Source organism: Nocardioides sp. NPDC054178, from assembly GCF_055585005.1.
This window is the reverse complement of the sequence record NZ_JBVJKY010000005.1, coordinates 172,656-197,034: the sequence shown is the minus strand read 5'-3', so window position 1 is coordinate 197,034 and position 24,379 is coordinate 172,656. Positions and strand designations below refer to the sequence as shown.

General features: G+C 69.8%; 24 protein-coding genes. 17 read left to right on the top strand and 7 right to left on the bottom strand.

Annotated features, from left to right (window positions below; all coding sequences use genetic code 11):
• Positions 1-151: 151 nt before the first annotated feature.
• The 3 genes from ACZ6WN_RS19445 to ilvC are packed head-to-tail and all read left to right on the top strand — an operon-like array spanning position 152 to position 3,526.
• Entirely contained in the window at positions 152-1,903 is a 1,752-nt protein-coding gene (locus tag ACZ6WN_RS19445) for an acetolactate synthase large subunit (RefSeq protein ID WP_465866860.1), read from the top strand.
• Positions 1,903-2,466 (top strand): acetolactate synthase small subunit, encoded by a 564-nt coding sequence (gene ilvN, locus ACZ6WN_RS19440; RefSeq protein WP_091049441.1) that lies wholly within the window; start codon positions 1,903-1,905, stop codon positions 2,464-2,466. The genes ACZ6WN_RS19445 and ilvN overlap by 1 nt, the downstream gene beginning before the upstream one ends.
• Before the next feature lie 34 nt (positions 2,467-2,500).
• Entirely contained in the window at positions 2,501-3,526 is a 1,026-nt protein-coding gene (gene ilvC, locus ACZ6WN_RS19435; protein WP_465866858.1) for a ketol-acid reductoisomerase, read from the top strand.
• Between the two features lie 129 nt (positions 3,527-3,655).
• On the opposite strand, the gene ACZ6WN_RS19430 is transcribed toward ilvC, so the two are convergent.
• Together ACZ6WN_RS19430 and ACZ6WN_RS19425 are read right to left on the bottom strand one after the other, a co-directional pair.
• On the bottom strand, positions 3,656-4,474 hold the full coding sequence (locus tag ACZ6WN_RS19430; protein ID WP_465866857.1) for an ABC transporter permease: 819 nt from the start codon (positions 4,472-4,474) through the stop codon (positions 3,656-3,658).
• Positions 4,471-5,388: an ABC transporter ATP-binding protein gene (locus ACZ6WN_RS19425; RefSeq protein ID WP_465866856.1), complete on the bottom strand. Its 918-nt coding sequence runs from the start codon at positions 5,386-5,388 to the stop codon at positions 4,471-4,473. The genes ACZ6WN_RS19430 and ACZ6WN_RS19425 overlap by 4 nt, the downstream gene beginning before the upstream one ends.
• Before the next feature lie 159 nt (positions 5,389-5,547).
• Here ACZ6WN_RS19425 and ACZ6WN_RS19420 point away from each other — a divergent pair, with 159 nt between their 5' ends.
• From ACZ6WN_RS19420 to efeB, 4 genes are all read left to right on the top strand, one after another.
• Positions 5,548-6,243, top strand: coding sequence for a DsbA family oxidoreductase (locus ACZ6WN_RS19420; RefSeq protein WP_465866855.1), 696 nt, complete (start codon positions 5,548-5,550; stop codon positions 6,241-6,243).
• 93 nt (positions 6,244-6,336) lie between these two features.
• On the top strand, positions 6,337-7,881 hold the full coding sequence (efeU, locus tag ACZ6WN_RS19415; RefSeq protein WP_465866853.1) for an iron uptake transporter permease EfeU: 1,545 nt from the start codon (positions 6,337-6,339) through the stop codon (positions 7,879-7,881).
• Positions 7,871-9,076, top strand: coding sequence for an iron uptake system protein EfeO (efeO, locus tag ACZ6WN_RS19410; RefSeq protein WP_465866851.1), 1,206 nt, complete (start codon positions 7,871-7,873; stop codon positions 9,074-9,076). Before efeU ends, efeO begins: the two co-directional genes overlap by 11 nt.
• Complete coding sequence (efeB, locus tag ACZ6WN_RS19405) at positions 9,076-10,326, top strand: iron uptake transporter deferrochelatase/peroxidase subunit (RefSeq protein ID WP_465866849.1); 1,251 nt, start codon at positions 9,076-9,078, stop codon at positions 10,324-10,326. The genes efeO and efeB overlap by 1 nt, the downstream gene beginning before the upstream one ends.
• 112 nt (positions 10,327-10,438) lie before the next feature.
• Here efeB and ACZ6WN_RS19400 read toward each other — a convergent pair whose 3' ends face one another.
• Positions 10,439-11,008, bottom strand: a complete 570-nt coding sequence (locus tag ACZ6WN_RS19400) for an O-methyltransferase (protein ID WP_465866847.1) — start codon at positions 11,006-11,008, stop codon at positions 10,439-10,441.
• 267 nt (positions 11,009-11,275) lie between these two features.
• On the opposite strand from ACZ6WN_RS19400, the gene ACZ6WN_RS19395 reads away from it, so the two are divergent.
• The 9 genes from ACZ6WN_RS19395 to ACZ6WN_RS19355 all read left to right on the top strand — a co-directional run bounded on the left by ACZ6WN_RS19395 (position 11,276) and on the right by ACZ6WN_RS19355 (position 21,167).
• Positions 11,276-11,446: a hypothetical protein gene (locus ACZ6WN_RS19395; protein ID WP_465866845.1), complete on the top strand. Its 171-nt coding sequence runs from the start codon at positions 11,276-11,278 to the stop codon at positions 11,444-11,446.
• A gap of 9 nt (positions 11,447-11,455) precedes the next feature.
• Entirely contained in the window at positions 11,456-12,511 is a 1,056-nt protein-coding gene (locus tag ACZ6WN_RS19390; RefSeq protein WP_465866844.1) for a 3-isopropylmalate dehydrogenase, read from the top strand.
• 117 nt (positions 12,512-12,628) lie between these two features.
• On the top strand, positions 12,629-13,708 hold the full coding sequence (locus ACZ6WN_RS19385) for a branched-chain amino acid aminotransferase (protein ID WP_465866842.1): 1,080 nt from the start codon (positions 12,629-12,631) through the stop codon (positions 13,706-13,708).
• 244 nt (positions 13,709-13,952) lie between these two features.
• Positions 13,953-15,467 carry a serine/threonine-protein kinase gene (locus tag ACZ6WN_RS19380; protein WP_465866841.1) on the top strand — a complete coding sequence of 505 codons (1,515 nt, stop codon included), beginning with the start codon at positions 13,953-13,955 and terminating at the stop codon, positions 15,465-15,467.
• A gap of 201 nt (positions 15,468-15,668) precedes the next feature.
• Entirely contained in the window at positions 15,669-17,279 is a 1,611-nt protein-coding gene (gene cimA / locus ACZ6WN_RS19375; protein WP_465866839.1) for a citramalate synthase, read from the top strand.
• 63 nt (positions 17,280-17,342) lie between these two features.
• On the top strand, positions 17,343-17,882 hold the full coding sequence (locus ACZ6WN_RS19370; RefSeq protein WP_465866838.1) for an NADPH-dependent FMN reductase: 540 nt from the start codon (positions 17,343-17,345) through the stop codon (positions 17,880-17,882).
• Between the two features lie 103 nt (positions 17,883-17,985).
• Complete coding sequence (locus ACZ6WN_RS19365; protein ID WP_465866836.1) at positions 17,986-18,942, top strand: GNAT family N-acetyltransferase; 957 nt, start codon at positions 17,986-17,988, stop codon at positions 18,940-18,942.
• Positions 18,943-18,951: 9 nt separating this feature from the next.
• Positions 18,952-20,358, top strand: a complete 1,407-nt coding sequence (locus tag ACZ6WN_RS19360; RefSeq protein WP_465866834.1) for an amidase — start codon at positions 18,952-18,954, stop codon at positions 20,356-20,358.
• A 251-nt stretch (positions 20,359-20,609) separates the two neighbouring features.
• Complete coding sequence (locus ACZ6WN_RS19355; protein ID WP_465866833.1) at positions 20,610-21,167, top strand: hypothetical protein; 558 nt, start codon at positions 20,610-20,612, stop codon at positions 21,165-21,167.
• Between the two features lies 1 nt (position 21,168).
• Here the strand turns inward: ACZ6WN_RS19355 and ACZ6WN_RS19350 are convergent, their stop codons facing one another.
• The 3 genes from ACZ6WN_RS19350 to ACZ6WN_RS19340 are packed head-to-tail and all read right to left on the bottom strand — an operon-like array spanning position 21,169 to position 23,076.
• Complete coding sequence (locus ACZ6WN_RS19350; protein ID WP_465866832.1) at positions 21,169-21,774, bottom strand: energy-coupling factor transporter transmembrane component T family protein; 606 nt, start codon at positions 21,772-21,774, stop codon at positions 21,169-21,171.
• On the bottom strand, positions 21,771-22,475 hold the full coding sequence (locus tag ACZ6WN_RS19345) for an energy-coupling factor ABC transporter ATP-binding protein (RefSeq protein ID WP_465866830.1): 705 nt from the start codon (positions 22,473-22,475) through the stop codon (positions 21,771-21,773). Before ACZ6WN_RS19345 ends, ACZ6WN_RS19350 begins: the two co-directional genes overlap by 4 nt.
• On the bottom strand, positions 22,468-23,076 hold the full coding sequence (locus ACZ6WN_RS19340; RefSeq protein ID WP_465866828.1) for a biotin transporter BioY: 609 nt from the start codon (positions 23,074-23,076) through the stop codon (positions 22,468-22,470). Before ACZ6WN_RS19340 ends, ACZ6WN_RS19345 begins: the two co-directional genes overlap by 8 nt.
• A 111-nt stretch (positions 23,077-23,187) precedes the next feature.
• Here ACZ6WN_RS19340 and ACZ6WN_RS19335 point away from each other — a divergent pair, with 111 nt between their 5' ends.
• Entirely contained in the window at positions 23,188-23,757 is a 570-nt protein-coding gene (locus ACZ6WN_RS19335) for a TetR/AcrR family transcriptional regulator C-terminal domain-containing protein (RefSeq protein WP_465866827.1), read from the top strand.
• A 7-nt stretch (positions 23,758-23,764) separates the two neighbouring features.
• Here the strand turns inward: ACZ6WN_RS19335 and ACZ6WN_RS19330 are convergent, their stop codons facing one another.
• On the bottom strand, positions 23,765-24,373 hold the full coding sequence (locus ACZ6WN_RS19330; RefSeq protein WP_465866826.1) for a pentapeptide repeat-containing protein: 609 nt from the start codon (positions 24,371-24,373) through the stop codon (positions 23,765-23,767).
• Between the last annotated feature and the right edge of the window lie 6 nt (positions 24,374-24,379).

The following is a 24,379-nucleotide window of genomic DNA, read 5'->3' as shown; positions in this document are numbered from 1 at the left end:
TCGTACTTATCAGGCGCGTCGCCTAGGAGCCACTGGCCCCAGACGACGCGTCTCCCTCCGTTGCCCGCCGGGCCGGAGGGTTTTTTGTTGCACGAACCAGATGTACGAGACAGCCCATGAGTAGACAGCTCTGATGAGTAGGACGGCGGACATGAGCGAGCAGATGACAGGCGCGCAGAGCCTGATCAAGTCGCTGGAAGCAGCGGGGGCCGAGAACATCTTCGGCATTCCGGGGGGAGCGATCCTCCCGGCGTACGACCCGCTGATGGACTCGAAGATCCGCCACATCCTCGTACGTCACGAGCAGGGCGCCGGCCACGCCGCCCAGGGCTACGCCGCCGCGACCGGCAAGGTCGGGGTCTGCATGGCCACCAGCGGCCCGGGCGCGACCAACCTGGTCACCCCGCTCGCCGACGCCAACATGGACTCCGTGCCGATGGTGGCCATCACCGGCCAGGTCGGCGCGGCGATGATCGGCACCGACGCCTTCCAGGAGGCGGACATCCGCGGCATCACGATGCCGGTCACCAAGCACAGCTTCCTCATCACCGACCCGGCGGAGATCCCGCTGCGGGTCGCTGAGGCCTTCCACCTGGCGTCCTCGGGACGTCCGGGTCCGGTCCTCGTCGACGTCACCAAGTCGGCGTTGCAGGCCACCACCACCTACCGGTGGCCGACCGAGCTCCACCTGCCGGGCTACCGCCCGGTGACCAGGCCGCACGCCAAGCAGATCCGCGAGGCGGCGCGCCTGATGCTGGAGGCCAAGAAGCCGGTCCTGTACGTCGGTGGCGGCACGATCCGCTCCGGTGCCCACCGCGAGCTCCTGGCGCTGGCCACGCTCACCGGGATCCCGGTCGTGACCACCCTGATGGCACGCGGCGCCTTCCCCGACTCCCACCCGCAGCACCTCGGGATGCCGGGCATGCACGGCACCGTCGCCGCGAACGCCGGCCTGCAGAAGTCCGACCTGCTCATCAGCCTCGGTGCCCGCTTCGACGACCGCGTCACCGGCAACCTGGACTCCTTCGCCCCGGGGGCCAAGGTGATCCACGCCGACATCGACCCGGCCGAGATCGGCAAGAACCGCTACGCCGACGTCCCGATCGTGGGCGACGTGCGTGAGGTCCTCACCGACCTGATCGCGGTGCTCACCGCGGAGAAGGAGGCTGGCAAGGAGGGCGACTACGAGGGCTGGATCGCCTTCGTGGCGGGGATCAAGAAGAAGTATCCGCTCGGGTACGACCTTCCTGCCGAGGGCCTCTCGCCGCAGTACGTCATCGAGCGGCTCGGCAAGATCTCCGGCGAGGACACGATCTTCACCGCCGGCGTGGGCCAGCACCAGATGTGGGCCGCGCAGTTCATCGGCTACGAGCACCCCAACACCTGGATCAACTCCGGTGGCCTCGGCACGATGGGGTACTCCGTCCCGGCGGCGATGGGCGCGAAGGTCGGCTGCCCGGACTCGACCGTGTGGTCGATCGACGGCGACGGCTGCTTCCAGATGACCAACCAGGAGCTCGCCACCTGCGCGATCGAGGGCATCCCGATCAAGGTCGCGATCATCAACAACGACAACCTCGGCATGGTGCGCCAGTGGCAGACGCTCTTCTACGGCGAGCGCTACTCCAACACCAATCTGCAGTCCCACGGTCAGCCCAAGCGGATCCCGGACTTCCCGAAGCTCGCCGAGGCGATGGGCTGCGTCGGCCTGGCGTGTGACTCCGCCGACGACGTCGACGCGACCATCGAGAAGGCCATGGAGATCAACGACATGCCCGTCGTCGTCGACTTCCGGGTCAACAAGGACGCCATGGTGTGGCCGATGGTCCCCTCGGGCTCCTCCAACGATGACATCCAGTACGCGCGCGACCTCGCGCCCGAGTTCGACGAGGACGACCTCTGATGAGCATCCAGCCCGTGAAGACCGGCGGCAAGCACACGCTGAGCGTCCTGGTCGAGAACAAGCCCGGCGTCCTGGCCCGCGTGGCCGCGCTCTTCTCGCGCCGTGGCTTCAACATCGAATCTCTCGCGGTGGGACCGACCGAGCACGACGAGGTCTCCCGCATGACGGTCGTGGTCAATCTCGAGAACACCCCCCTCGAGCAGGTCACCAAGCAGCTCAACAAGCTGGTCGAGGTGATCAAGATCGTCGAGCTCGAGCCTGAGTCGCGCGTCCAGCGCGCCCTCATGCTGGTCAAGATCACCGCCACCACGGAGACCCGCAGCCAGGTGCTCGACACCATCCAGCTCTTCCGGGCCAAGGTCGTCGACGTGTCCACCGACACCGTCATCGTCCAGCTCGCCGGCAACACCGGCAAGCTCAACGACTTCCTCCGGGTCATCGAGCCCTTCGGCATCCGTGAGCTCTCCCAGTCCGGCATGGTCGGCATGGGTCGCGGTTCCCGGTCGATCTCCGAGCGCAGCCTGCGATCCGTGGCTGTGCCCGCTCCGCCTTCCGCGGTCTGAACCCCTATCAAACACAACTAAAGGAGAAGCCCTCGTGGCTGAGATTTTCTACGACGACGACGCCGACCTCGCGCTGATCCAGGCGAAGAAGGTTGCCGTCATCGGCTACGGCAGCCAGGGCCACGCCCACGCGCTCAACCTGCGTGACTCCGGTGTGGACGTCCGCATCGGCCTGCAGCCCGGGTCGAAGTCGACCCCGAAGGCGGAGGAGGAGGGCTTCAAGGTCCTCGCGCCCGCCGACGCCGCCGCCGAGGCCGACGTGATCGTCATCCTCGCCCCCGACCAGCACCAGCGCGGTCTCTACAACGACCAGCTCGCGCCCCACGTGACCGCCGGCAAGACCCTCGTCTTCGGCCACGGCTTCAACGTGCGCTTCGGCTACATCAAGGCGCCCGAGGGCGTCGACGTGATCCTGGTCGCCCCGAAGGCCCCGGGCCACACGGTGCGTCGTGAGTACGTCGCCGGCCGCGGCATCCCGGACATCATCGCCGTCGAGCAGGACGCCTCCGGCTCCGCGTGGGACCTCGCGAAGTCGTACGCCAAGGGCATCGGTGGCACCCGCGCCGGTGTCATCAAGACGACCTTCACCGAGGAGACCGAGACCGACCTCTTCGGCGAGCAGGCCGTGCTCTGCGGCGGCGTTTCCCACCTGGTGCAGGCTGGGTTCGAGACGCTGACCGAGGCCGGCTACCAGCCCGAGATCGCCTACTTCGAGGTGCTCCACGAGCTCAAGCTCATCGTGGACCTGATGTGGGAGGGCGGCATCGCCAAGCAGCGCTGGTCGATCTCCGACACCGCTGAGTACGGCGACTACGTCTCCGGCCCGCGCGTCATCGCCCCCGCCGTCAAGGAGACGATGCAGCAGATCCTCGCCGAGATCCAGGACGGCTCCTTCGCCGCCCGCTTCATCGCCGACCAGGACAACGGTGCGGCCGAGTTCAAGAAGCTGCGCGAGGAGGAGGCCGGTCACCCGATCGAGGCCACCGGCAAGGCCCTGCGCGCCCACTTCTCGTGGAGCCAGTCCGACGACGACTACACCGAGGGTTCGGCTGCCCGCTGACCCGAAGTTCGCCGAGTCGGCGCGACTGTCCCAGAAAACGGGCCCGAGTCGGCGCGTATGTCCCAGAGTCTTGGGACAGACGCGCCGACTCGGCGGTTTTGAGCGGGACAGTTGCGCCGACTCGGCGGGTTACTTGACCTCGGACCTGAGGACCAGGCGGAGGCCGATCAGCATCGGGACCACGAGCCAGATCAGGCCGGCGACCGCCAGCTGGGCCCACATCTTGTCGGTCATCTCGGAGTAGAGGTTCATGGTCGCCCAGTTGAGGTCGAACCAGGTGGCGTGCTCGGCCCACCAGGTGTTCGTCGAGGCGAGCGCCGAGGAGACGCCGGGGAGGACGAGGGCGTAGACGAAGTACGCCACGATCGCGGCCGGAGAGTTGCGGAAGATCGTGCCGAGCATGAAGCCCATGAACATGCCGATCTCGCTGGCCAGGGTCACCTGGGCGAGCTCGGTGAAGGAGATGTTCCACACCGGGTCGAGGTCCATGACGGCCGCCACGCCGAGGTAGCCGAGCGCACCGACGGCGGCTGCGACGGCGATGGCGACGACGCCCACGACGGCAGTGACCAGCGCCTTCGCGGCGATGACGCGGCCGCGGCCCGGCACCAGGGTGAAGGTGGTCAGGGCGCTGCGGGCGCTCCACTCGCTGGTGACCGCGAGTACCGCGATCATCGGCAGGACCACCGACATCGGCATACCCCAGGCACTGGCGAAGCCCTCGTAGTCGAGGTTGTCGGCGTCGACGAAGATGATCGTCACCGCGGTCGCGGCCAGGGAGAGCACGACCAGGCTGGCCATCAGCCAGAACCCCGAGCGGGTGTCGAACATCTTGCGCAGCTCGACGCCGGCGATCCGGCCGAAGGGGATCGGGGCCGGCACGGCCCGTTCGTGGCGGCGTACGGCAGCCGGGTGGACCGGCTCCGGGGCGATGGTCGTGGTGGTCATGCTGCTTCCCTTTCCGGGGTCTGGAGGTGGTCACGCTGGGTCTCGGCGGTGAGCTGGAGGAACATCTCCTCCAGGCCGGCGCCGTCGGCGGCGCGGAGCTCGCTCAGCACGAGCCCGGTGTCGAAGGCGATCTGGCCGACGGTGGCGAGGTCGGCGTCGCTGCGGACGGCGCCCTCGGTGGTGATCTCGGCGGTGTGGCCGGCCCGCTGGAGCGCCCGGCCGAGCGAGGTGGGATCGCTGGAACGGGCGTACGTCTCGCCGCTGGCGAGCAGCTCCTGTTTGGTGCCCTGCGCCACGATGCGGCCGTTGCCGATCACCACGATGTCGTCGGCGATCACCTCGATCTCGTGCAGCAGGTGCGAGGAGAGCAGGACGGTGCCGCCGTCGTCGGCGAAACCCCGCAGCAGGTCGCGCATCCAGCGGATGCCGGCCGGGTCGAGGCCGTTGGCCGGCTCGTCGAGGATCAGCACCTCGGGGTCGCCGATCAGGGCGGTCGCGATCCCGAGCCGCTGCCGCATCCCGAGGGAGTAGTTGCGTACGCGACGCCCGGCCTCCTCCTCGGTCAGGCTTACCCGGTCGAGGGTCTCGGCGACGCTGGACCTCGACAGCCCCATGGTGCGGGCCGCAAGGGTGAGGATCTCGCGGCCGGTGCGCCCGCCGTGCTGGGCGGAGGCGTCCAGCAGCACGCCGACCTCGCGGCCGGGGTTGGGCAGCTGGGAGAAGTGGCGGCCGAGGAGGTGCGCGCTGCCGGAGGACGGATCGGTGAGTCCGACCAGGATCCGCATGGTCGTGGACTTACCGGCGCCGTTGGGGCCTAGGAAGCCGGTCACCCGGCCGGGCTCGGCGGTGAAGGTCACGTTGTCGACGGCCGTGAACCTGCCGTACCTCTTGGAGAGGGCATCGATCTGGATCATGCTCCGAGCCTCGCCCGAGACGGCCCCCGCGCGCGTCCGGCAGACCCCTGGCAGATCCCTGGTGGGTTCCTGGCGCTTCCCCTGACCTCCCCTGAGACCATCTCGGGGTAGATCGGTCCGTTGCGGAATGTTTCGTACCGAACCAAACGTTCTGACGGCATGCGTATTGATGTCTGGTCCGACGTTGTCTGCCCCTGGTGCTACATCGGCAAGCGCCACCTGGAGGAAGCCCTGGAGCGCTTCGAGCACAGCGACGACGTCGAGATCGTCTACCACTCCTTCGAGCTCGACCCGAGCGCGCCGCAGGTGCCGGTCGAGACCACGGTCGAGGCTCTGGCGAAGAAGTTCGGCGCCTCCGTCGACCAGGCCCGCGAGCTGATGAAGCAGGCCAACGTCCCCGCCGCCGCGGCCGGGCTCGAGTTCCGTCACGAGGACACCCCGCACGCGCGCACCATCGACGCCCACCGGCTGCTCCACCTGGCCAAGGCCGAGGGCAAGCAGGCCGCGCTCAAGGAGGAGCTGCTCGCGGCGTACTTCACCCGCGGTGAGTCGATGGGCGACCACGCCGTGCTGAAGCAGGCCGCGGTGAACGTCGGTCTCGACGCCGGCCGGGTCGACGAGGTGCTCGCGAGCGACGAGTTCGCCGGCGACGTGCAGGCCGACATCGACCAGGCGCGCGCCTACGGCGCGACCGGTGTGCCGTTCTACGTCGTCGAGGGGAAGTACGGCGTCTCGGGCGCTCAGCCGACCGACCTGTTCAGCCAGCTCCTGGAGAAGGTGCACGCCGAGACCAGGCCGGCGCTCACGCTCCTCGGCGACGGCGACGCCTGCGGTCCCGACGGCTGCGCGATCTGATCTCCTCCTGAGCAGGAGGCCCGGGCGCCCGCCAGGGCAAAGTTCTGGGTCCCGGGCTACAAGGTGAGGCTTGCCTAACGTTACGCTGCGGTAATGCTTCCAACGTTCGTCATCGGCCTGCGCGAGGGACTCGAGGCCGCGCTGATCGTGTCGATCATCGCCACCTTCCTGCGCCGCAACGGCGCCCCGCTGCGCGGGCTGTGGGTCGGCGTCGGAGCCGGCATCGGTCTGAGCATCGCCGTCGGGGTCGCGCTGCGACTCCTCGAGCAGGCGCTGCCGCAGCGGCAGCAGGAGATGCTCGAGTGCGTGATCGGCGTGATCGCCATCGTCTTCGTGACGGGGATGATCCGCTGGATGCACTCCCACGCGCGCACGCTGAAGGGCGAGCTCGAGCAGGCGGCCGCCGCGGCGCTGGGCGCGGGCACGATGACCGCGATGGCGCTGATGGGCTTCCTGGCGGTGCTGCGTGAGGGCTTCGAGACCTCGGTGTTCCTGCTCGCCACGATCCAGAACGCCACCAGCGCGCCCGCCGCGATCGTCGGTGCCCTGCTCGGGCTGGCGATCGCGATCGGGCTCGGCTGGGGGATCTACGCCGGTGGCCTGCGCCTCAACCTGAAGATGTTCTTCCAGGTCACAGGCGTTTTCCTGGTCTTCGTCGCGGCCGGACTGGTGATGTTCGCGCTGCGCACCGGACACGAGGCGGGCTGGGTCACCGTCGGCCAGGGCCGCACCGTCGACCTGTCCTGGCTCATCCCCAACGGCTCGGTGCGCTCGGCGGTGATCACCGGGATCCTCGGCGTCCCCGCCGACCCGCGGGTGATCGAGGTGCTCGGCTGGCTCGCCTACCTGGTGCCGATGCTCGCGATGCTCCTCCTGCCCGCCCGCCTGCGTCCGGGCGCCGTGCTCGCGCGGCGGCTGCGGATCGGCGGCGCGGTCGCAGCCGTGGCCCTCGCCGCCGCGCTCTTCGTCCTCGTCCCGCTGCCGAGCGTCGACGTGCCCCGCGAGGCCCCGCTGGCGGACGGACGTACGGCAGTGCTGGCCGTCTCCGGCGACCGAGCGACCTTGACCGCGGACAGCGAGAAGATCGAGCTCGGCGACCCCACCGGTCACACCGGCACCGCCGACACGGCCTGGCACGCGAAGGGTTCCGGCGACCTGCCGGCCACCCTCACCGCGCAGGATCTGCTGACCTACACCGACAACCGGGTCCCGGTCGGCCTCAACCTCACCACCGCTCCGGGCCCCTACCAGGCGCGCTGGACCGACACCACCCGGCACACGGTGCTGAGCCGTGACGGCGGTCTGGTCGACGTACGCACCACCGGCCGGCTCCTGCTCACGATCGAAGGCGGCGGGCTGACCTCGCCGCGCACCTTCACCGTCGACGGCGCCGCGCTGCAGGTCGAGGAGACCTACGCGACGGACCTCTCCGCAGAGATCGCCGAGGCGGACCGGGCCGCCCACGACCGGCTGCTGTGGAAGCACTGGGTGCCGATCGCCCTCATCGTCCTCGCCGGACTGCTGCTGTGGCAGTCCCGGCGCAGGCCCGGCCGCGCCACAGAGCCGCGTGCCGTCAACGACTCCGGCCGCGAAGAGCGCCAGGAGCCATCAGTGAAAGGTTCAACCCATGTCGCGTAAGGCGATCTCCGTTGCCGCACTCACCGCGCTGTGCCTGACCGGCCTCGCCGCCTGCGGCAGCGACTCCGAGGACTCGGCGGCGCCGACGAAGAAGGGCGCGAGCCAGGTCGCGGTGACCCTGGTCAGTGGCTCCGACGGTGATGTCTGCGAGCTCGACACCGACACCGCCGCGGCGGGACCGGTGACCTTCACGATCACCAACGAGTCGGCGGCCGGCGTCACCGAGGTCGAGCTGATGGACGGCCAGAAGATCCTCGGCGAGAAGGAGAATCTCGCCCCGGGCCTTCCCGGCACCTCCTTCACGCTCACCCTCGGCGGTGGCGACTACGAGATCTACTGCCCGGGTGCCTCCGCGGAGCGGGTTCCCTTCGAGGTCACCGGTGAGGCCGCGGCCGAGCCGACCGGCGACGCCGCCGAGCTGCTCGCCTCCGGGGCCGAGGACTACACCACCTACGTGCGCACCCAGATCGACGCGATGGTCGTCGGTGTCCAGGAGCTGCAGAAGGCCGTCGACTCCGGCGACGTCGCCGCCGCGCAGAAGGCCTACGCCGACGCCCGCCCCTTCTACGAGAAGATCGAGTCCGACGTCGAGGGGTTCGTGATGGAGGGCTTCGACCCGACCGACAACAAGGGCAACCTCGACTACCTGATCGACATGCGCGCCTCCAACCTCGACGAGGCGGTCGGCTGGAGCGGCTTCCACGCCGTCGAGCGCGACCTGTTCGAGGCGAAGAAGATCACCGACCAGACCAAGAAGTACGCCGCTGACCTGGTCACCAACGTCACCAAGCTCGCCGAGGTCGGCAAGAGCCTGGAGTTCAAGCCCGAGGACCTCGCCAACGGCGCCGCCGCGCTGCTCGAGGAGGTCCAGTCGGGCAAGATCACCGGCGAGGAGGAGGCCTACAGCCACATCGACCTGGTCGACTTCGCCAACAACGTCGAGGGCGCCCAGCAGGCCTACGCCGCGCTCCGCCCGGGGCTGGAGAAGATCGACGCCGAGCTGGTCAAGACGATCGACGAGCGGTTCACCGCGGTGACCGACGACCTCGAGGGCTACAAGGACCCGCAGGCCCTGGGCGGCTACCAGGCCTACACCGCCGAGCTGAAGGCCTCCGACGGCAAGAAGCTGTCGGCGACCGTGCAGTCCCTCCAGGACGTGCTCGGCCGGCTCGCGGAGAAGGCAGCGACGGCCTGATGGCCACCGAGGGCAAGGGTCTCTCCCGCCGCCGGCTCCTCGCCGGCGCCGGGGGAGGAGCCGCGGCCGGGGCTGCGGTCGGCTTCCTCGGCGGCCGCGCCGTCTCGCCCGCCGAGGCGTCGGCCTCCGATGGGCTCGACCTCTCCCAGGCGTACGACTTCTACACCGGCGACCACCAGGTCGGCATCGCCACGCCGCCCCAGCGGCACCTGGTCTTCATGTCGCTCGACGTCGTCGAGGGCACCACCGCCGATGAGCTGAAGGTGCTCTTCGCGCGCTGGTCGGCGGCGATGGCGACGATGATGAAGGGCAACCCGGTCGGCTCCGTCGAGCCGACGCGGAGCAACGGCGTACCTCAGGACACGGGGGAGGCGTACGACCTCTCGCCGGCCTCGCTCACGGTCACCCTCGGTCTCGGACCCGGGCTCTTCGACGACCGTTTCGGGCTGGCCGGACGTGGGCCGAAGCTGCTCGCCGAGATCCCGCGGCTGCCCGCCGACGAGCTCAAGCCCGAGCTGTGCGGCGGCGATCTCGCCCTGCAGGCCTGCGCCGACGACCCGCAGGTGGCCTACCATGCCGTCCGCGACCTGATCCGGATCGGACGCGGCCTGGTCACCACCCGCTGGACGGTGCTCGGCTTCGGTCGCGCCTCCGCGGGCAAGGGCCAGAAGACGCCGCGCAACCTGATGGGCCTCAAGGACGGCACCCGCAACATCAAGTCCGAGGAGGACCTCGACGAGTTCGTCTGGGTCACCGACGAGGACGAGCCGGCGTGGATGCGGGGTGGCAGCTACCTGGTCACCCGCAAGATCAACATGGACATCGAGGTCTGGGACGGCACGACCATCGACACCCAGCACGTCACCATCGGCCGCGACAAGGCCGAGGGTGCGCCGCTGGGCGGCACGAAGGAGTTCGACACCCCGGACTTCAAGGCCGTACGCGACGGCAAGCCGGTCATCGACCCCACCTCCCACGTCGCGCTGGCGGCCTCGGAGAACAACGGGGGCGCCAAGATCCTGCGCCGCGGCTACAACTTCACCGACGGGCTCAACGCGCTCGGCCAGCTCGACGCCGGGCTCTTCTTCATCGCCTTCATGAAGGACCCGGCGACCTTCGTCGACCTGCAGCGCAAGCTGGGCCGCGTCGACCTGCTCAACGAGTACATCGCCCACGTCGGGTCGGCGATCTTCGCCGTCCCGCGCGCGCCGAAGTCGGGCCACTTCCTGGCTCAGGAGCTCTTCGGCTGACGTACGGGGTGCATGTTCGTCTAGGTATGCAGCCGAACCCTCACTTCCGTAGTGGAGCTCCGCACGGGAAGTGAGGGTTGACCTGCATACCTAGACGAACATCCCGACAGGCTCAGCGCTTGGTGGCGAGCAGGACGCTGGTGTCGGGGGCGACCATGACCTCGACGGTGGTGAAGCGCTCGTCGGTGAGCCAGGACTCGCGCAGGCTGTCGACGCGGCCGTAGACGATCGGTGGCCACAGGTCGGTGGGGATGAGGTCGTCGATGACGACGATGCCGCCCTCCTCGACGAGGTCGGAGAGCTGGTCGGGGGAGACCCCGCCGGGGGTCTCGGCGTCCAGGAAGAGCAGCGCGAACGGGCCGCGGTCGCGGAGGATGCCCCAGTCGGCGGCGATGACCTCGACCTGCCCGTCGTCGGCGAAGATCTCGGCCGCCTCCTTGGCGAGATGCTCGTCGAGCTCGGCGGAGACGATGTGCGCGGCCTCGCCGCGTACGCCGCTGCGCAGCCAGGCGGTGCCGACCCCGCATCCGGTGCCGAACTCGGCCATGGTGCCGCTTCGGGTCGCAGCCAGGGTCGCCAGCAGCCGTCCGGTCTCGTTGCGGCAGAACGACACATAGCCCGCGCGACGGGAGACGTCGAAGGCGCGGGTCACGATGTCTGGCAGCTCTGGAGGTGCGCTCACAGGACCAGTCTTCCCGATGTCCGGGCGACTTACCCGCATCTGTGTCTCGGATGTCGGACCTTTGGTCCAGATTCGATGACGCGAGGGACATCTCGGGTTACCGTCAGTTCACCATGCGGAGCATTTTTCTCGTACTCGAGTGCCGCGACGGGGCCCGGCGGTAACGACCGCAGGAGAAGCCACCTCGTCGCGGTGGCTTCCGTCTTCCCAAAGACCCCGGCTTCTCTCCCACACCCTCTGATTCCCTGACGTGTGAAGGAAGAAGCCATGTACGCGATGTACCCCGAGAGCCCCGCCGAGTTCAACAAGTGGAGCCGTGAGTGGGGCCCGGCGAGCCACGACCCCGACAACCCGCACAGTGTCGAGAACACCATCGCCGCGGTCCAGCAGGCGCTCGACCTGCGGGACAACGGCGGCCAGCTGCCCGACGACAACTAGTCTCGCCGTATGTCTACGACCAACCTCGCAGTGATCCCCGGCGACGGCATCGGGCCGGAGGTGACCGCCGAGGCGCTGAAGGTGCTCGAGGTCGCTTCCCCGGTGAAGTTCGAGCAGACCCGATACGACCTCGGCGCCGAGCGCTATCTCGCCACCGGCGAGGTGCTTCCGGAGTCCGTTCTCGCCGAGATCAAGGAGCAGGACGCGATCCTGCTCGGCGCGGTCGGCGGCAAGCCCAACGACCCGAACCTGCCTCCCGGCATCCTCGAGCGCGGACTGCTGCTCAAGCTCCGTTTCGAGCTCGACCACTACGTCAACCTCCGTCCGAGCCGGCTCTTCCCGGGGGCGACCTCCCCGCTGTCGGCCGACGTGCTGGGCAAGGGCGAGATCGACTTCGTCGTCGTGCGCGAGGGCACCGAGGGTCTCTACACCGGCAACGGTGGCGCGATGCGGGTCGGAACCCCGCACGAGGTCGCCACCGAGACCTCGGTCAACACCGCCTACGGCGTGGAGCGGGTCGTCCGCGACGCCTTCGCCCGCGCGCAGGCGCGTCCGCGCAAGAAGCTGACGCTGGTCCACAAGACCAACGTGCTCGTCAACGCCGGCTCGCTGTGGTGGCGGATCACCCAGCAGGTCGCCGAGGAGTTCCCCGACGTCACCGTGGACTACCTCCACATCGACGCCGTGATGATCTTCCTCGCCACCGACCCGGCGCGTTTCGACGTGATCGTCACCGACAACATCTTCGGCGACATCATCACCGACCTCGCCGCTGCCATCACCGGCGGCATCGGCCTGGCCGCCTCCGGCAACATCAACTCCTCCCGTGAGTTCCCCTCGATGTTCGAGCCCGTCCACGGCTCCGCCCCCGACATCGCCGGCCAGCAGAAGGCGGACCCCACCGCGGCCATCCTGTCCGGGGCCCTTCTGCTCGAGCACCTCGGCCACCCCGAGGCTGCCGCCGTCATCGACGCCGCCGTGCTCGCCGACCTCTCCGAGCGCGGCACCGAGCCACGTACGACCTCCGAGGTCGGCGACGCGATCGCCGCCCGCGTAACCGGCTAGCCGCTCATCCCCGAAGGGGCCGGGCGCAGAGATTCTGCGCCCGGCCCTTCGTCTGTCCTCATCACTTACCCGCCCGCATTAGCACGGCACTCGCAGAACAGGACTAATCTCATGGTCATGGAGATCAGCACCACATTGTCGACCCAACCGGCCACCGACAAGCAGCTCGCGGAGGTCCTGGCGAACCCAGGCTTCGGCAACTATTTCACCGATCACATGCTCACCGTCGAGTGGACGCCCGAACAGGGCTGGCACAACGGTCGCATCGAGGCGTACGCACCGCTCAGCCTGGACCCGTCGGCAGCCGTGCTGCACTACGCCCAGGAGATCTTCGAGGGGATGAAGGCCTATCGTCACGCCGACGGCTCGATCTGGTCGTTCCGTCCGGAGGCCAACGCCGCCCGGATGGCCCGCTCCAGCGAGCGGCTCGCGCTGCCCGTCCTCGAGATCGAGGACTTCGTTCAGACCGTCTTCGACCTGGTCAAGGTCGACCAGCGCTGGGTGCCGGAGGCATCCGAGACCGACGAGAAGAGCCTCTACCTGCGGCCCTTCATGTTCGCCTCGGAGTCGTTCCTCGGCGTGCGCCCGGCCCAGCACGTGACCTACATGGTCATCGCCTCGCCCGCCGGCTCCTACTTCAAGGGTGGCGTGAAGCCGGTGCGGATCTGGCTCACCGAGGACTACACCCGCGCCGGCCGCGGCGGCATGGGCGCGGCCAAGACCGGCGGCAACTACGCCTCCTCCCTGGTCGCCCAGGCCGAGGCTTCGGCCAACGGCTGCGACCAGGTGGTGTTCCTCGACGCCCAGGAGGGCAAGTACGTCGAGGAGCTCGGCGGCATGAACCTCTACTTCGTCCACGCCGACGGCCGGATCGTCACCCCCGAGACCGGCACGATCCTCGAGGGGATCACCCGCGCCTCCATCATCGAGCTCGCCGGCAAGCTCGGCTACACCGTCGAGGAGCGCAAGTTCGCCATCGACGAGTGGAAGGCCGGCGTCGAGTCCGGCGAGATCACCGAGGTCTTCGCCTGCGGCACCGCCGCCGTCGTCACCCCCGTCGGTGAGCTCGTCCACAGCGGCGGCTCCATCGCCTCCGCCGGCGAGGGCGAGGTCTGGAAGACCATCCGCAAGCAGCTCGTCGACATCCAGTTCGGCCGCGCCGAGGACACCTTCGGCTGGATGCGCAAGATCGTCTGACCCCGTCCCGGAGGCCGAGGCGTCACTCGCGTCGGCCGAGGCGTCAGGTACGCAGGTCGAGGCGTCGCTCCGGTCGGCCGAGGTGGCACGGTGGTGCCACCTCGGTCGACGTACGTGACGTGTCGGTCGACGTACGTGACGTGTCGGTCGACGTAGGTGACGTGTCGGTCGACGTACGTGACGTGTCGGTCGACGGGGGTGACGTCTCGGCTGGGTGTCGGCTGTGGCCGATAAGGTTTGTCACGTGACGACAGCCCCTCGCCGTCTCCCGGCGAACCAACGGGAGACCGTTGGTGACTACGACCTGCTCTCCCTGCTGGGACAGGGCGGGATGGGGCGGGTCCACCTGGCCAGCCACCGTACGAGTGGTGAGCGGGTGGCGCTGAAGGTGCTGCGCACCCAGTTCGTGGGCGACGAGGAGGGCCGCCAGCGGCTCGCGCGCGAGGTCTCCTCGCTGCAGCGGGTGCGGAGCAGGTGGGTGGCCGGCGTGGTCGGTGCCGACCCGTGGGGGGAGGTGCCGTGGCTGGCGACCCGCTATGTCCCGGGGCCGACGCTGCACGACAAGATCATCAACGAGGGCGTGTTCTCGCGCGGCGATGTCGAGCAGCTGGCCAGCGACCTGGCCGAGGGCATCGCCGACTGCCACGCCGTCGGCGTCCTCCACCGCGACATCAAGCCCGCCAACATCATCATGGAGGGCCGCACCCCGATCCTGATCGACTTCGGCCTGGCCCGCGTCGCCGACGATCCGAAGATCACCGTGACCGGTCTGCTGATCGGCACCCCGGGCTACCTCCCGCCCGAGATCGCGGTGGGCGACCCGGCCACCCCGGCCTCGGACGTGCACTCGTGGGCCTCCGTGGTGGCGTACGCAGCGACCGGCCGCCCGCCCTTCGGCGAGGGCAACCCGATGAAGCTGATGGACCGCGCCCGCCGCGGTGAGCACGACCTGGAGGGGGTGCCGCAGCCGCTGCGCGGGCTGCTCGGCCAGGCGCTCTCACCCGACCCCGCCGACCGCCCGACGCTGGAGGAGATCCGCGAGTGGCTGCGTACGCCGCGCCGGCCGTTCGTGCACAAGCCGGTCGAGCAGCTCTCGCTGAGCGACCGGGCCGAGCGGGAGAAGGCCACGACACCGGTCGCCCCGGTCGTCCCAGTCGTCCCGGTCATCGCGGCAGGCCAGGGCCGCGACAGCGGGCTGGAGAAGCTGCGCCGCGCGGCGATCTGGCTCGGGCTGCTCGCCTTCGCCGTCGGCGTGATCGCCGCGTTCCCGAGCGTCGGGTTCCTGACCGTGCTCGGCGCGGCGTGGCTGATCCGTGCCGGCACGCTGGCGGCCGGTGACCTGCGTCGCTGGCGGTGGTATCGCGGTCGCAAGTGGCATGACGCGCCCCGGCTCCTGATCGGCGCCCCCTGGCGACTGGTCCGATCGCTCCCGAAGACGTTCGTCGTCGGGGTGTGGGGCTTCGGGTTCGTGGTGGCGGCGGTGCTGATCGGCTTCGCCCTGCAGCTCTCCCTCGAGGCGGCGCTGGGGCTGGCCGGCCTGGCGTTCGTCGTCGCGCTGTGGACCGGCTCCGGACGCGACCGGCTGCGCGACCCGGTGACCAGGGCGGTCCACCGGATCTCGGCGCGCTGGGTGCCGTGGATCCTCGGGTTCGCCGTGGTCCTCACCCTGGCGCTCTTCCCGGTCCAGACCCTCGCCGAGGAGGGTTCGCAGTTCTCCGGCGGCGACGAGCCGTGGTGGGTCGAGCTCCTCGGCTGGTGAGACGCTCGTCCCACGGGAGGAGATTTCGTGGCAGTATCGGGGACATGACGACCCACGTCATCATCATTCGCTAGCGCGTCGAGCACCTGCCCGACGCGCCACCCTCTCGTTCCCGAGAGGGTTTTTTGTTGCCCAGCCCCAGATCCAGCCCCAGATCCAGCCCCAGATCCAGCCCCAGACCCAGCCCGAGGACACAGCGCCATGGAATTCCACGTCTACGACACCACTCTGCGCGACGGTGCGCAGCAGGAGGGCCTCAACCTCAGCGTCGCCGACAAGCTCGCGATCGCGCGGCACCTCGACGGTCTGGGCGTCGGATTCATCGAGGGCGGCTGGCCCGGTGCGAACCCCAAGGACACCGAGTTCTTCCGCCGCGCGGTCGAGGAGCTCGATCTCAAGCACGCTCGCCTGGCCGCCTTCGGGTCGACGAGGCGCGCGGGCGTGCGAGCAGCCGACGACCCCCAGGTGGCCGCGCTTCGCGACTCCGGCGCGGGCGTCGTCACCCTCGTCGCCAAGTCCCACGACCGTCACGTCGAGCTCGCGCTGCGCACCACGCTCGAGGAGAACCTCGCGATGATCCGCGACACCGTCTCCCACCTGCGCCAGGAGGGCCAGCAGGTCTTCCTCGACGCCGAGCACTTCTTCGACGGCTACCGGGCCAACCGCGACTACGCGCTGGAGGTCCTCAAGACCGCCTACGAGGCGGGCGCCGAGGTGGTCGCGCTGTGCGACACCAACGGCGGGATGCTCCCGACATGGGTGGCCGATGTCGTCCACGACGTCCGCGAGCACACCCACGGCGCGGTGGGGATCCACTGCCACAACGACACCGGGTGCGCCGTCGCCAACTCGCTGGCCGCCGTGGACGCCGGCGCGATGCACGTGCAGGGCTGCATCAACGGCTATGGGGAGCGTACGGGGAATGCCGACCTCGTCTCGGTCGTCGCCAACCTGCAGCTGAAGCTGGGCCGCGAGGTGCTGCCGACGGGCCTGCTGGGTGAGGCGACCCGGGTCGCCCACGCGGTCGCCGAGGTGACCAACGTGCCGCCCGCCGGCCGGCAGCCGTACGTGGGCGCCTCCGCGTTCACCCACAAGGCCGGGCTGCACGCCTCGGCGATCAAGGTGGATCCCGACCTCTACCAGCACATGGATCCCGCGGGGGTCGGCAACGACATGAGGCTGCTGGTCTCGGACATGGCCGGACGGGCCTCGATCGAGCTGAAGGGGCGCGAGCTCGGCTACGACCTCTCCGACGACCGCGACCTGGTGACCCGGGTGACCGAGCGGGTCAAGGAGGCCGAGCAGCGTGGCTACACGTTCGAGGCGGCCGACGCCTCCTTCGAGCTGCTCCTGATCGAGGAGGTCGAGGGCGTACGTCCCTCCTTCTTCGACGTCGAGTCCTGGCGGGTCATCTCCGAGGCCCGCGGTGGCGGCCCGGAGACCACCGCGACCACCGAGGCGATCGTGAAGATCCATGCCGACGGCGTACGTCACGTCGAGACGGGGGAGGGCAACGGCCCCGTCAACGCGCTCGACCAGGCGCTGCGGGCCGCGATCACCCGAGCCTTCCCGGTGGTCGCCGACTTCGACCTGATCGACTTCAAGGTGCGGCTCTTCGACCAGGGGCACGGCACCGACGCGCGGACACGGGTGCTGATCGAGACCTCCGACGGCGTGACGTCGTGGACGACCGTCGGCGTCGGGTCCAACGTGATCGAGGCATCCTGGGAGGCGCTCGTCGACGGGCTCACCTTCGGACTGCGCCGGCATGTGGGCGAGACCACAGGCCTGGAGGCCGCCGTCACGGAATGAATCCCCGAGCCACGGGCGTTCAACACTTCAACATTGAACTTTCCGTGTCCTACGAGGAGAACCGTGACCGACACCCGTATCGCCGTACTCGTTGGCAGCCTGCGCGCCGACTCCATCAACCGCAAGCTCGCCGAGAAGCTCGTCGCCGAGGCGCCTGAGGGTGTCGTCCTGGAGATCGTCGACGGGCTGGCGGAGGTGCCGTTCTTCAACGAGGACCTCGAGGCCGACCCGGGCGAGGCCGTGAGCCAGCTCCGCAAGGTGGTCGACGAGGCCGACCGCGTCCTCATCGTGACCCCCGAGTACAACGGCACCATGCCGGCCGTGATCAACAACGCTATCGACTGGCTCTCGCGCCCCTACGCCGCCGGCGTGCTCAAGGGCAAGATCCTCTCGGTCGTCGGCGTCGCGCCGACCCCCTACGGCGCCAAGTGGTCCCACGCCGACGCCGCCCGCTCGGCCGGCATCGGTGGCGCCATCGTCGTCGAGGACGCCATCGTCTCCCAGCCGGTCCACGAGATCGACGTCTTCACCGACGCCGAGGCCCAGGCCCGCTTCCGGGAGGCCGTCGAGAAGCTCGCGGGCTTCGAGCCCGCAGCCGTCTGAACCCCAACCAGTCGGCACCACGAGGTCAGGTCTCTGCGGGGGGAGACCTGACCTTCGTCATTTATCGCGTGCGCATCGGGCGATTCGGCCGTACGTTGCCCGCATGAGTGGACCCGTGAAGCAGCTCCGTCTGGTGGTCGAGGCGAAGGACTACGAGCAGGCGGTGGCCTTCTACCGCGACACCCTCGGACTTCGTGAGCAGGCCGCGATCTCGGGCCCCGACGGGGCCCACGTGACGATCCTCGACGCCGGCCGGGCGACCCTCGAGCTCGCCAACCCCGCCCAGCACGCCTACATCGACGAGGTCGAGGTCGGGCGCCCGGTGGCCGGGCACGTACGAGTGGCGTTCGAGGTCGAGGACTCCGCCGGAGTCGCGTCCCGGCTGGTGGAGGGTGGCGCCGCGCTGGTCGCGCCACCGACGCGCACCCCGTGGGAGTCGCTCAACGCGCGCCTCGACGGCCCCGCCGACCTGCACCTGAGCGTCTTCCAGGAGCTGGGCGAGCCCGTGCTGGCGCCGGACTACCCGATCACCACCGAGCGGCTCCTGCTTCGTCCGATCGACGTCGAGCGCGACCTGGAGGACCTGCACGCCTATCTGTCGCGGGAGGATGTGTGCCGTTACATCCCGCCGGTGCCGAAAGACCGCGATGCGCTGCGCGAGTCCTATGCGGCGTGGAAGCGGCCGTCGGTCCTGCGCCGGGAGGGTAAGGTGCTCTGCCTCGGCGTCGAGCACCGGGACAGCGGGCGGCTGATCGGTGATGTCGTGCTCTTCTGGCACAGCAAGGAGCAGCGGTCGGGGGAGATCGGGTACGCCTTCAACCCGGAGTTCCACGGTCAGGGGTTCGCCACCGAGACCGCTCGGGCGCTGCTGGGGCTGGCCTTCGACGGGCTCGGCCTGCACCGGGTCGTTGCCAGGGTCGACGAGCGCAACGAGGCCTCGGCGCGGGTGATCGAGCGGCTCGGGATGCGCAAGGAGGCGGTCGAGCGTGAGGCCGAGTGGTTCAAGGGCGAATGGACGACATTGGTGCACTACGCGATGCTCGAGGGCGAGTGGGGCTAGCCTGCAGGGGTGGCCGAGCTTCATGATCTGACCGCCCTGGAACAGGGAGAGCTGCTGCATCGATGCGAGGTGTCCCCGGGAGAGCTCGCCGAGCACTACCTCGACCGGATCGCCCGGCTCGACGACGTCGGTGCCTTCGTCACCGTGGCCGAGGAGCGGATCTCGACCTGCGCACGTGAGCTCGCGGTCAAACCGGTCGGCGCCTCACCGCTGTGGGGCGTACCCACCGCGATCAAGGACCTCAACCTCACCCGCGGGGTGCGCACGACCTTCGGGTCGGCGGCCTTCGCCGACTTCGTGCCCGACGTCTCCGACAACGTCACATTGTCCATCGAGGCGGCCGGGATGATCTCGCTCGGGAAGACCAACACCCCCGAGTTCGGCTCGCCCTGCTACACCGAGCCCGATGTGGCGCCGCCCGCCGTCACCCCCTGGGACCGTACGCGGATCGCCGGTGGCTCCTCCGGAGGTGCCGCCGCGGCGGTCGCCGCCGGGCTCGTGCCGGTTGCGCAGGGCTCCGACGGCGGCGGCTCGATCCGGATCCCGGCCTCGTGCTGCGGCCTCGTCGGTCTGAAGCCGACCCGTGGCCGGATCTCCCCGTCGCCGATGTACGGCGACGCCGCCGGGCTCGCCACCGCCGGGCCGATCGCCCGGTCGGTGCGCGACGCGGCGGCCTTCCTCGACGTGCTCGCGGGGCGGCGTACGGGTGATCCCTTCTGGGCTCCCGAGGAGCCTTCTCCGTTCCTCGAGGCGTGCGAGCGGCCGCCGGGGCGGCTGCGTATCGCCCGGTTCATCGAGCCGCTGATCGCCCCGACCGCGGTCGACGCCGAGTGCGTCGCCGCCTGGGAGAACGCCTCGTCGCTGCTGGAGTCGCTGGGTCACGAGATCGTCGACATCCCGCGGCCGCTGCCCGTCGAGGCGGTCGCGGTCTTCGAGACGGTCTGGGCCGTCGGGACCGCCATGTCGGTCGTCAATCTGTCCCCCGACCAGCGAGCCCAGATCCGGCCGCTGACCCGCTGGCTCACCGAGCAGGGGGAGGCGGTCAGTGGTCCGGCCTTCGGACTGGCGATCGCGGAGCTGCGTCGCTTCGCCGCCGGGGCGCTGGAGGCACTGGCCCCCTACGACGCGGTGCTCACCCCGACCCTCGCCACCCCGCCCCCGAAGGTCGGCGAGATCCGCGACGATGCCGACCCCGCGCGCGACTTCCAGGCCCAGAAGGAGTTCACCCCCTGGACCTCCGCCTGGAACGTCACCGGCATGCCCGCCATCTCCCTGCCCCTCCACTGGACCCCCTCCGGCCTTCCCGTCGGCGTCATGCTCGCCGCCCGCCCCGCCGAGGAGTCCCTCCTGCTCTCCCTCTCCGCCCAGATCGAAGAGGCCGCCCTCTGGGACCACCGCCTCCCTCCCGGCTGGTAGACCCAGCACCGAAACCGCAGAATCGGCGAGCCGAATCCGCAGAAGTTGCGGCCGAACCTGCCGAGGCGTCTGTTAGGTCGGTCGAGACGTCGCTTATCTCGGACGACGCGTCACCGATGTGCCGACTCGACCGACGGCAGTGACGCCTCGGCAGGGGTAGTCGCCGAGGTCGTAGGTAGACCGCAACCGAGCGTTCCTGGTGCCACCCAGTGGGTCCGGGCCTCCCGCGTCTCTCGCTAGCATCCTCGGCCATGAGGTGGACGAGGGCGGGGCGTACGTACGAGGTCGACGGAGTCGCGATCCTCGTTGCGGCAATCGTGACCCCGTTTGTGTGGCTCTTGGGGATTGGGCTGCTCATCGAGGCGATCATCGGCTTCCGCGCCACCCATGGCGGAACGGTCGGCACCTTTACCGCGACCGAACTCAACTGCAGCAAGGGTGGGTGCCAGTGGCACGGCACCTTCATCAGCGACGACCGGAGCGTTGTCGTCTTCGGCACCCGGTTCCCGGATGCGGATCAGCCGAAGCCGGGGGACCACTTGCTGCCGCCCGTACACCCCGTGCTCTTCGGCGGTGAGGCGCTGTTCCTGGCGACCGTGCATGAGCCGGGTTCGTTGAGATGGGTCGGGTACGCGCTCGGAGGCAGCCTGGCGATCGCTGCGGGCGCAGGTTACGCCTGGTGGATGGTGGCGAGCAGTGCCGAGATTTCACCGCGGCCGAAGGTTTTGAGGACACCTCGGCAAAAAGACCGACAAGTTCGCGACGTGCAGCGCAAACGGCGCGCGGCCCGGCGGACGAGGCGAAGCTAGCTCAGTCGCCGAGGCCGCGGGCTTTGAGGGCGTCGCCGGTCTCGTGGGCGCGGGCGACGACGCGGATGACGAAGGGCGTGAGGTACGCCCTGGGGGACCGGCCGAGACCGCGGGCTCGGGCGGCGTCGCGGGTCTCGAGGCCCAGGGCGAGGGTGCCGGGGAGGGCCTGGATGGCCATCGCGATTGTGAGCGCGACCCGCTCGGGGTCGATCCCGATGCGGCGGAGCGGGCGGATCCATCGGACCACGGCGTCGAGGGTCTCGGTGGTCGGCGTGGTCACGGTCAGGGTGAGCGCCAGCAGCGCGAGCGAGATGAGGTCGAGGAGGGACTCCAGCGCCCGGTCGAAGGTGAACAACCACCACTGCAGGAGGGCGACGAGCACGGCGATGACCAGCACCGCTCGCAGCGCCCGGGCGGTGGCCGACAGGTCGAGCCGGCCGACGAGGGCGAGCGCGACGGCGAGCCCCAGGAAGCCGGCCGCGATCAGCGGCCCGCGCAGCGCCACGATGGCCACGCTGAGGACGGCCAGGCCGAACAGCTTGGCGCCCACCGGAAGCCGGTGGAGCACGGTGTCGCCCGGGCGGTAGAGCCCGACGGTCATGCTCATCCCTCGCTCACCGTCTTCATGTAGTGCTTGACGGCCGCGTCGGCGTCGCCGTCGTAGCAGACTCGGCCGTCCTCGACGACGAGGACGCGGTCGCAGCGGCGTACGAGGTCGAGGTCGTGGGTGACGAGGACCAGCTGTTGGGGCAGCGAGAAGAGCAGGTCGCCGACCATCCGGGTGTTGCGCAGGTCGAGCAGAGTGGTCGGCTCGTCGGTGACGAGCACCTCGGGTTCGGTGGCGAGCACTCCGGCGAGGGCGAGCAGCTGACGTTGGCCGCCGGAGAGCGCATGGACGCTGACCTCGGCTCGCTCGGCGAGCCCGAATCGGGCCAGCGTCTCGAGGGCGAGCTGCCTGCGGCGTACGCGATCCTTCACGGTCCTGCGCAACGACAGCTCGACGTCCTCGACACAGGTCGGCATCACCAGCTGGGCGGCGGGATCGGTGAAGGTGAAGCCGACGCGGCGGCGCACGGCCGCTCCGCGCCGGGCCACGTCGAGGCCGTCGACGGTGACGCTCCCGGCGCTCGGCAGCACCAGTCCGTTGATGAGACGGGCGAGGGTCGACTTGCCGGAGCCGTTGCTCCCGACGATGCCGATCCGCTGCTCGGTCAGGGTGAGGGTGGTCGGCTGCAGGATGGTGCGTGAGCCGCCGAGGTCCGGGGACTCAACCCGGACCTCGGCGGCCTCGAAGCGGATCTCAGGCACGTCGGCCGAGCAGCTTCGGGAAGGCACGGTGGACCTGGGAGGCGACGACCGCGGCGACGGCGGCCTTGATGAAGTCACCGAGCCAGTAGGGCGCGTCGAAGACCGCAGCCTTCGCCAGGTCGACGTGGAGCACGATGGCCATCCCGATGATGCCGCCGACGTGGTTGATGACGACGCCGACGACGCATGCGGCGAAGACAAGGACGGGGTTGGTGCGGCGGGCCCGCAGGACGTACTTCACCAGAAGGCCGACCGCGAGCACCATGACGGGGAACGACCACAGGTAGCCACCGGTGACGCCGACGAAGACACCCGGTCCGGAGGCGTGGCCGGCGAAGACGGGGAGGCCAGCGACCCCGAGGAGCAGGTAGAGCACCACCGCGGCGGTGCCGCGCAGCGGGCCGAGCAGGGCGCCGGTCAGCAGCAGCGCGAATCCTTGCAGCGTGAGCGGGACCCCGGCGCCGCCGATCGGGATGGCGGCGAGGTAGGAGCAGACCGCGATCAGGGCCGCGAACGCGGCGATCAGTGCGAGGTCGGTGGTGTCGAGCCGCGACGACTTGGCTGCCGGGGTCTCGTCGATGGTCGTGGGGGACTCGGTCATACTCGCTCCTGCGTACTCAGACCTGAACCTTGGTCAGGTGAACGGTGTTCAGGTTAAGGTCGACGTACGTCCACGTCCACTTCGTCCCACCACCCGGCCCCTGGGAGCAACATGCGATACCGCCGTGAGGACGTCGTCGCCCGCGCGCTGCAGGTCCTCGACGACTACGGTCTCGCCGACCTGACCATGCGCCGCCTCGGCACCGAGCTCGGCGTACGTCCCAGCGCGCTCTACCACCATTTCGCCAACAAGCAGTCCCTGCTGGCGGCCGTGGCCGACGAGATCCTGCTCCGCGGCCGGCTTGAGCCGTCGGGGGCGTGGGACGTACGCGTCACCGGCATCTGCACCGACCTGCGCGACTCGCTGCTGGCCTACCGCGACGGTGCCGAGGTCGTCGCCACCGTCTGGGCCTTCGGGCTCGGCGCGACCCAGCCCTATGACGACCTCGTCGCGGCGCTGAGCGACGGCGGCCTCGGCGACCTTGCCCCGACCGCCGCCCGCACCCTGCTCCACTTCGTCTACGGCCACGCCGTCGACGAGCAGACCCACCTCCAGGCCGCCGCCGCGGGCGCCATCGAGGACGACGTACGCGACACCGACGACTTCGTCACCGGTCTGGGCCTGATCGCCGCCGGCATCTCGATGGCCAAGGCCGTCCGCGAGGCTTCTGTCGACCGCTGAGTTGCGCTCAGGTCGTCTCGACCACCGCCCCGTGCAGCTCGGCCAGCATCACGGCGCCGGCGAGGTCGAGCTTCGTGTCGCGCAGCGATGCGGCGGTGAGGTCGACACGGTCGAGCCCGGCCCCGCGCAGGTCGGCCCCGTGCAGCGTCGCCTCCTGCAGCGTGGCTCCATCGAGCTGAGCGTCTCGCAGGACCGCGGCGCTGAGGTCGGCCAGCGACAGGTCGGCGTCGCGCAGGTCCAGCCCGGACAGGTCGAGCCGGGCGAGGTTCGCGCCGCGCAGCGAGACCCCGCGCCAGACGCCGCCGATCACCTTCAGCGGCCGCAGTGTGCACCCGGAGAACTCGCTCCCGCTGAGCTTGCAGCCCTCGAACGTCGAGTCGAAGAAGTTCGTACGCCGGAAGTCGCAGCCGACGAACGCCGAGCCGACATGGGTCGAGGCGTTGAACCGGCCGCCGTGGAACGTGCAGTTCTCGAAGAGCGCCGCCGACGTCGTCGCCTCGGTGAGGTCGACGTCGGTGAAGACGCAGTCGACGAACCGGGCTCCGGTGAGGTCGGCGGCGTACCAGTCCTCGTTGCGGAAGTGCTCGTCGGTCGCCTCGGCGGGTGAGTTCGGCATGGCGCA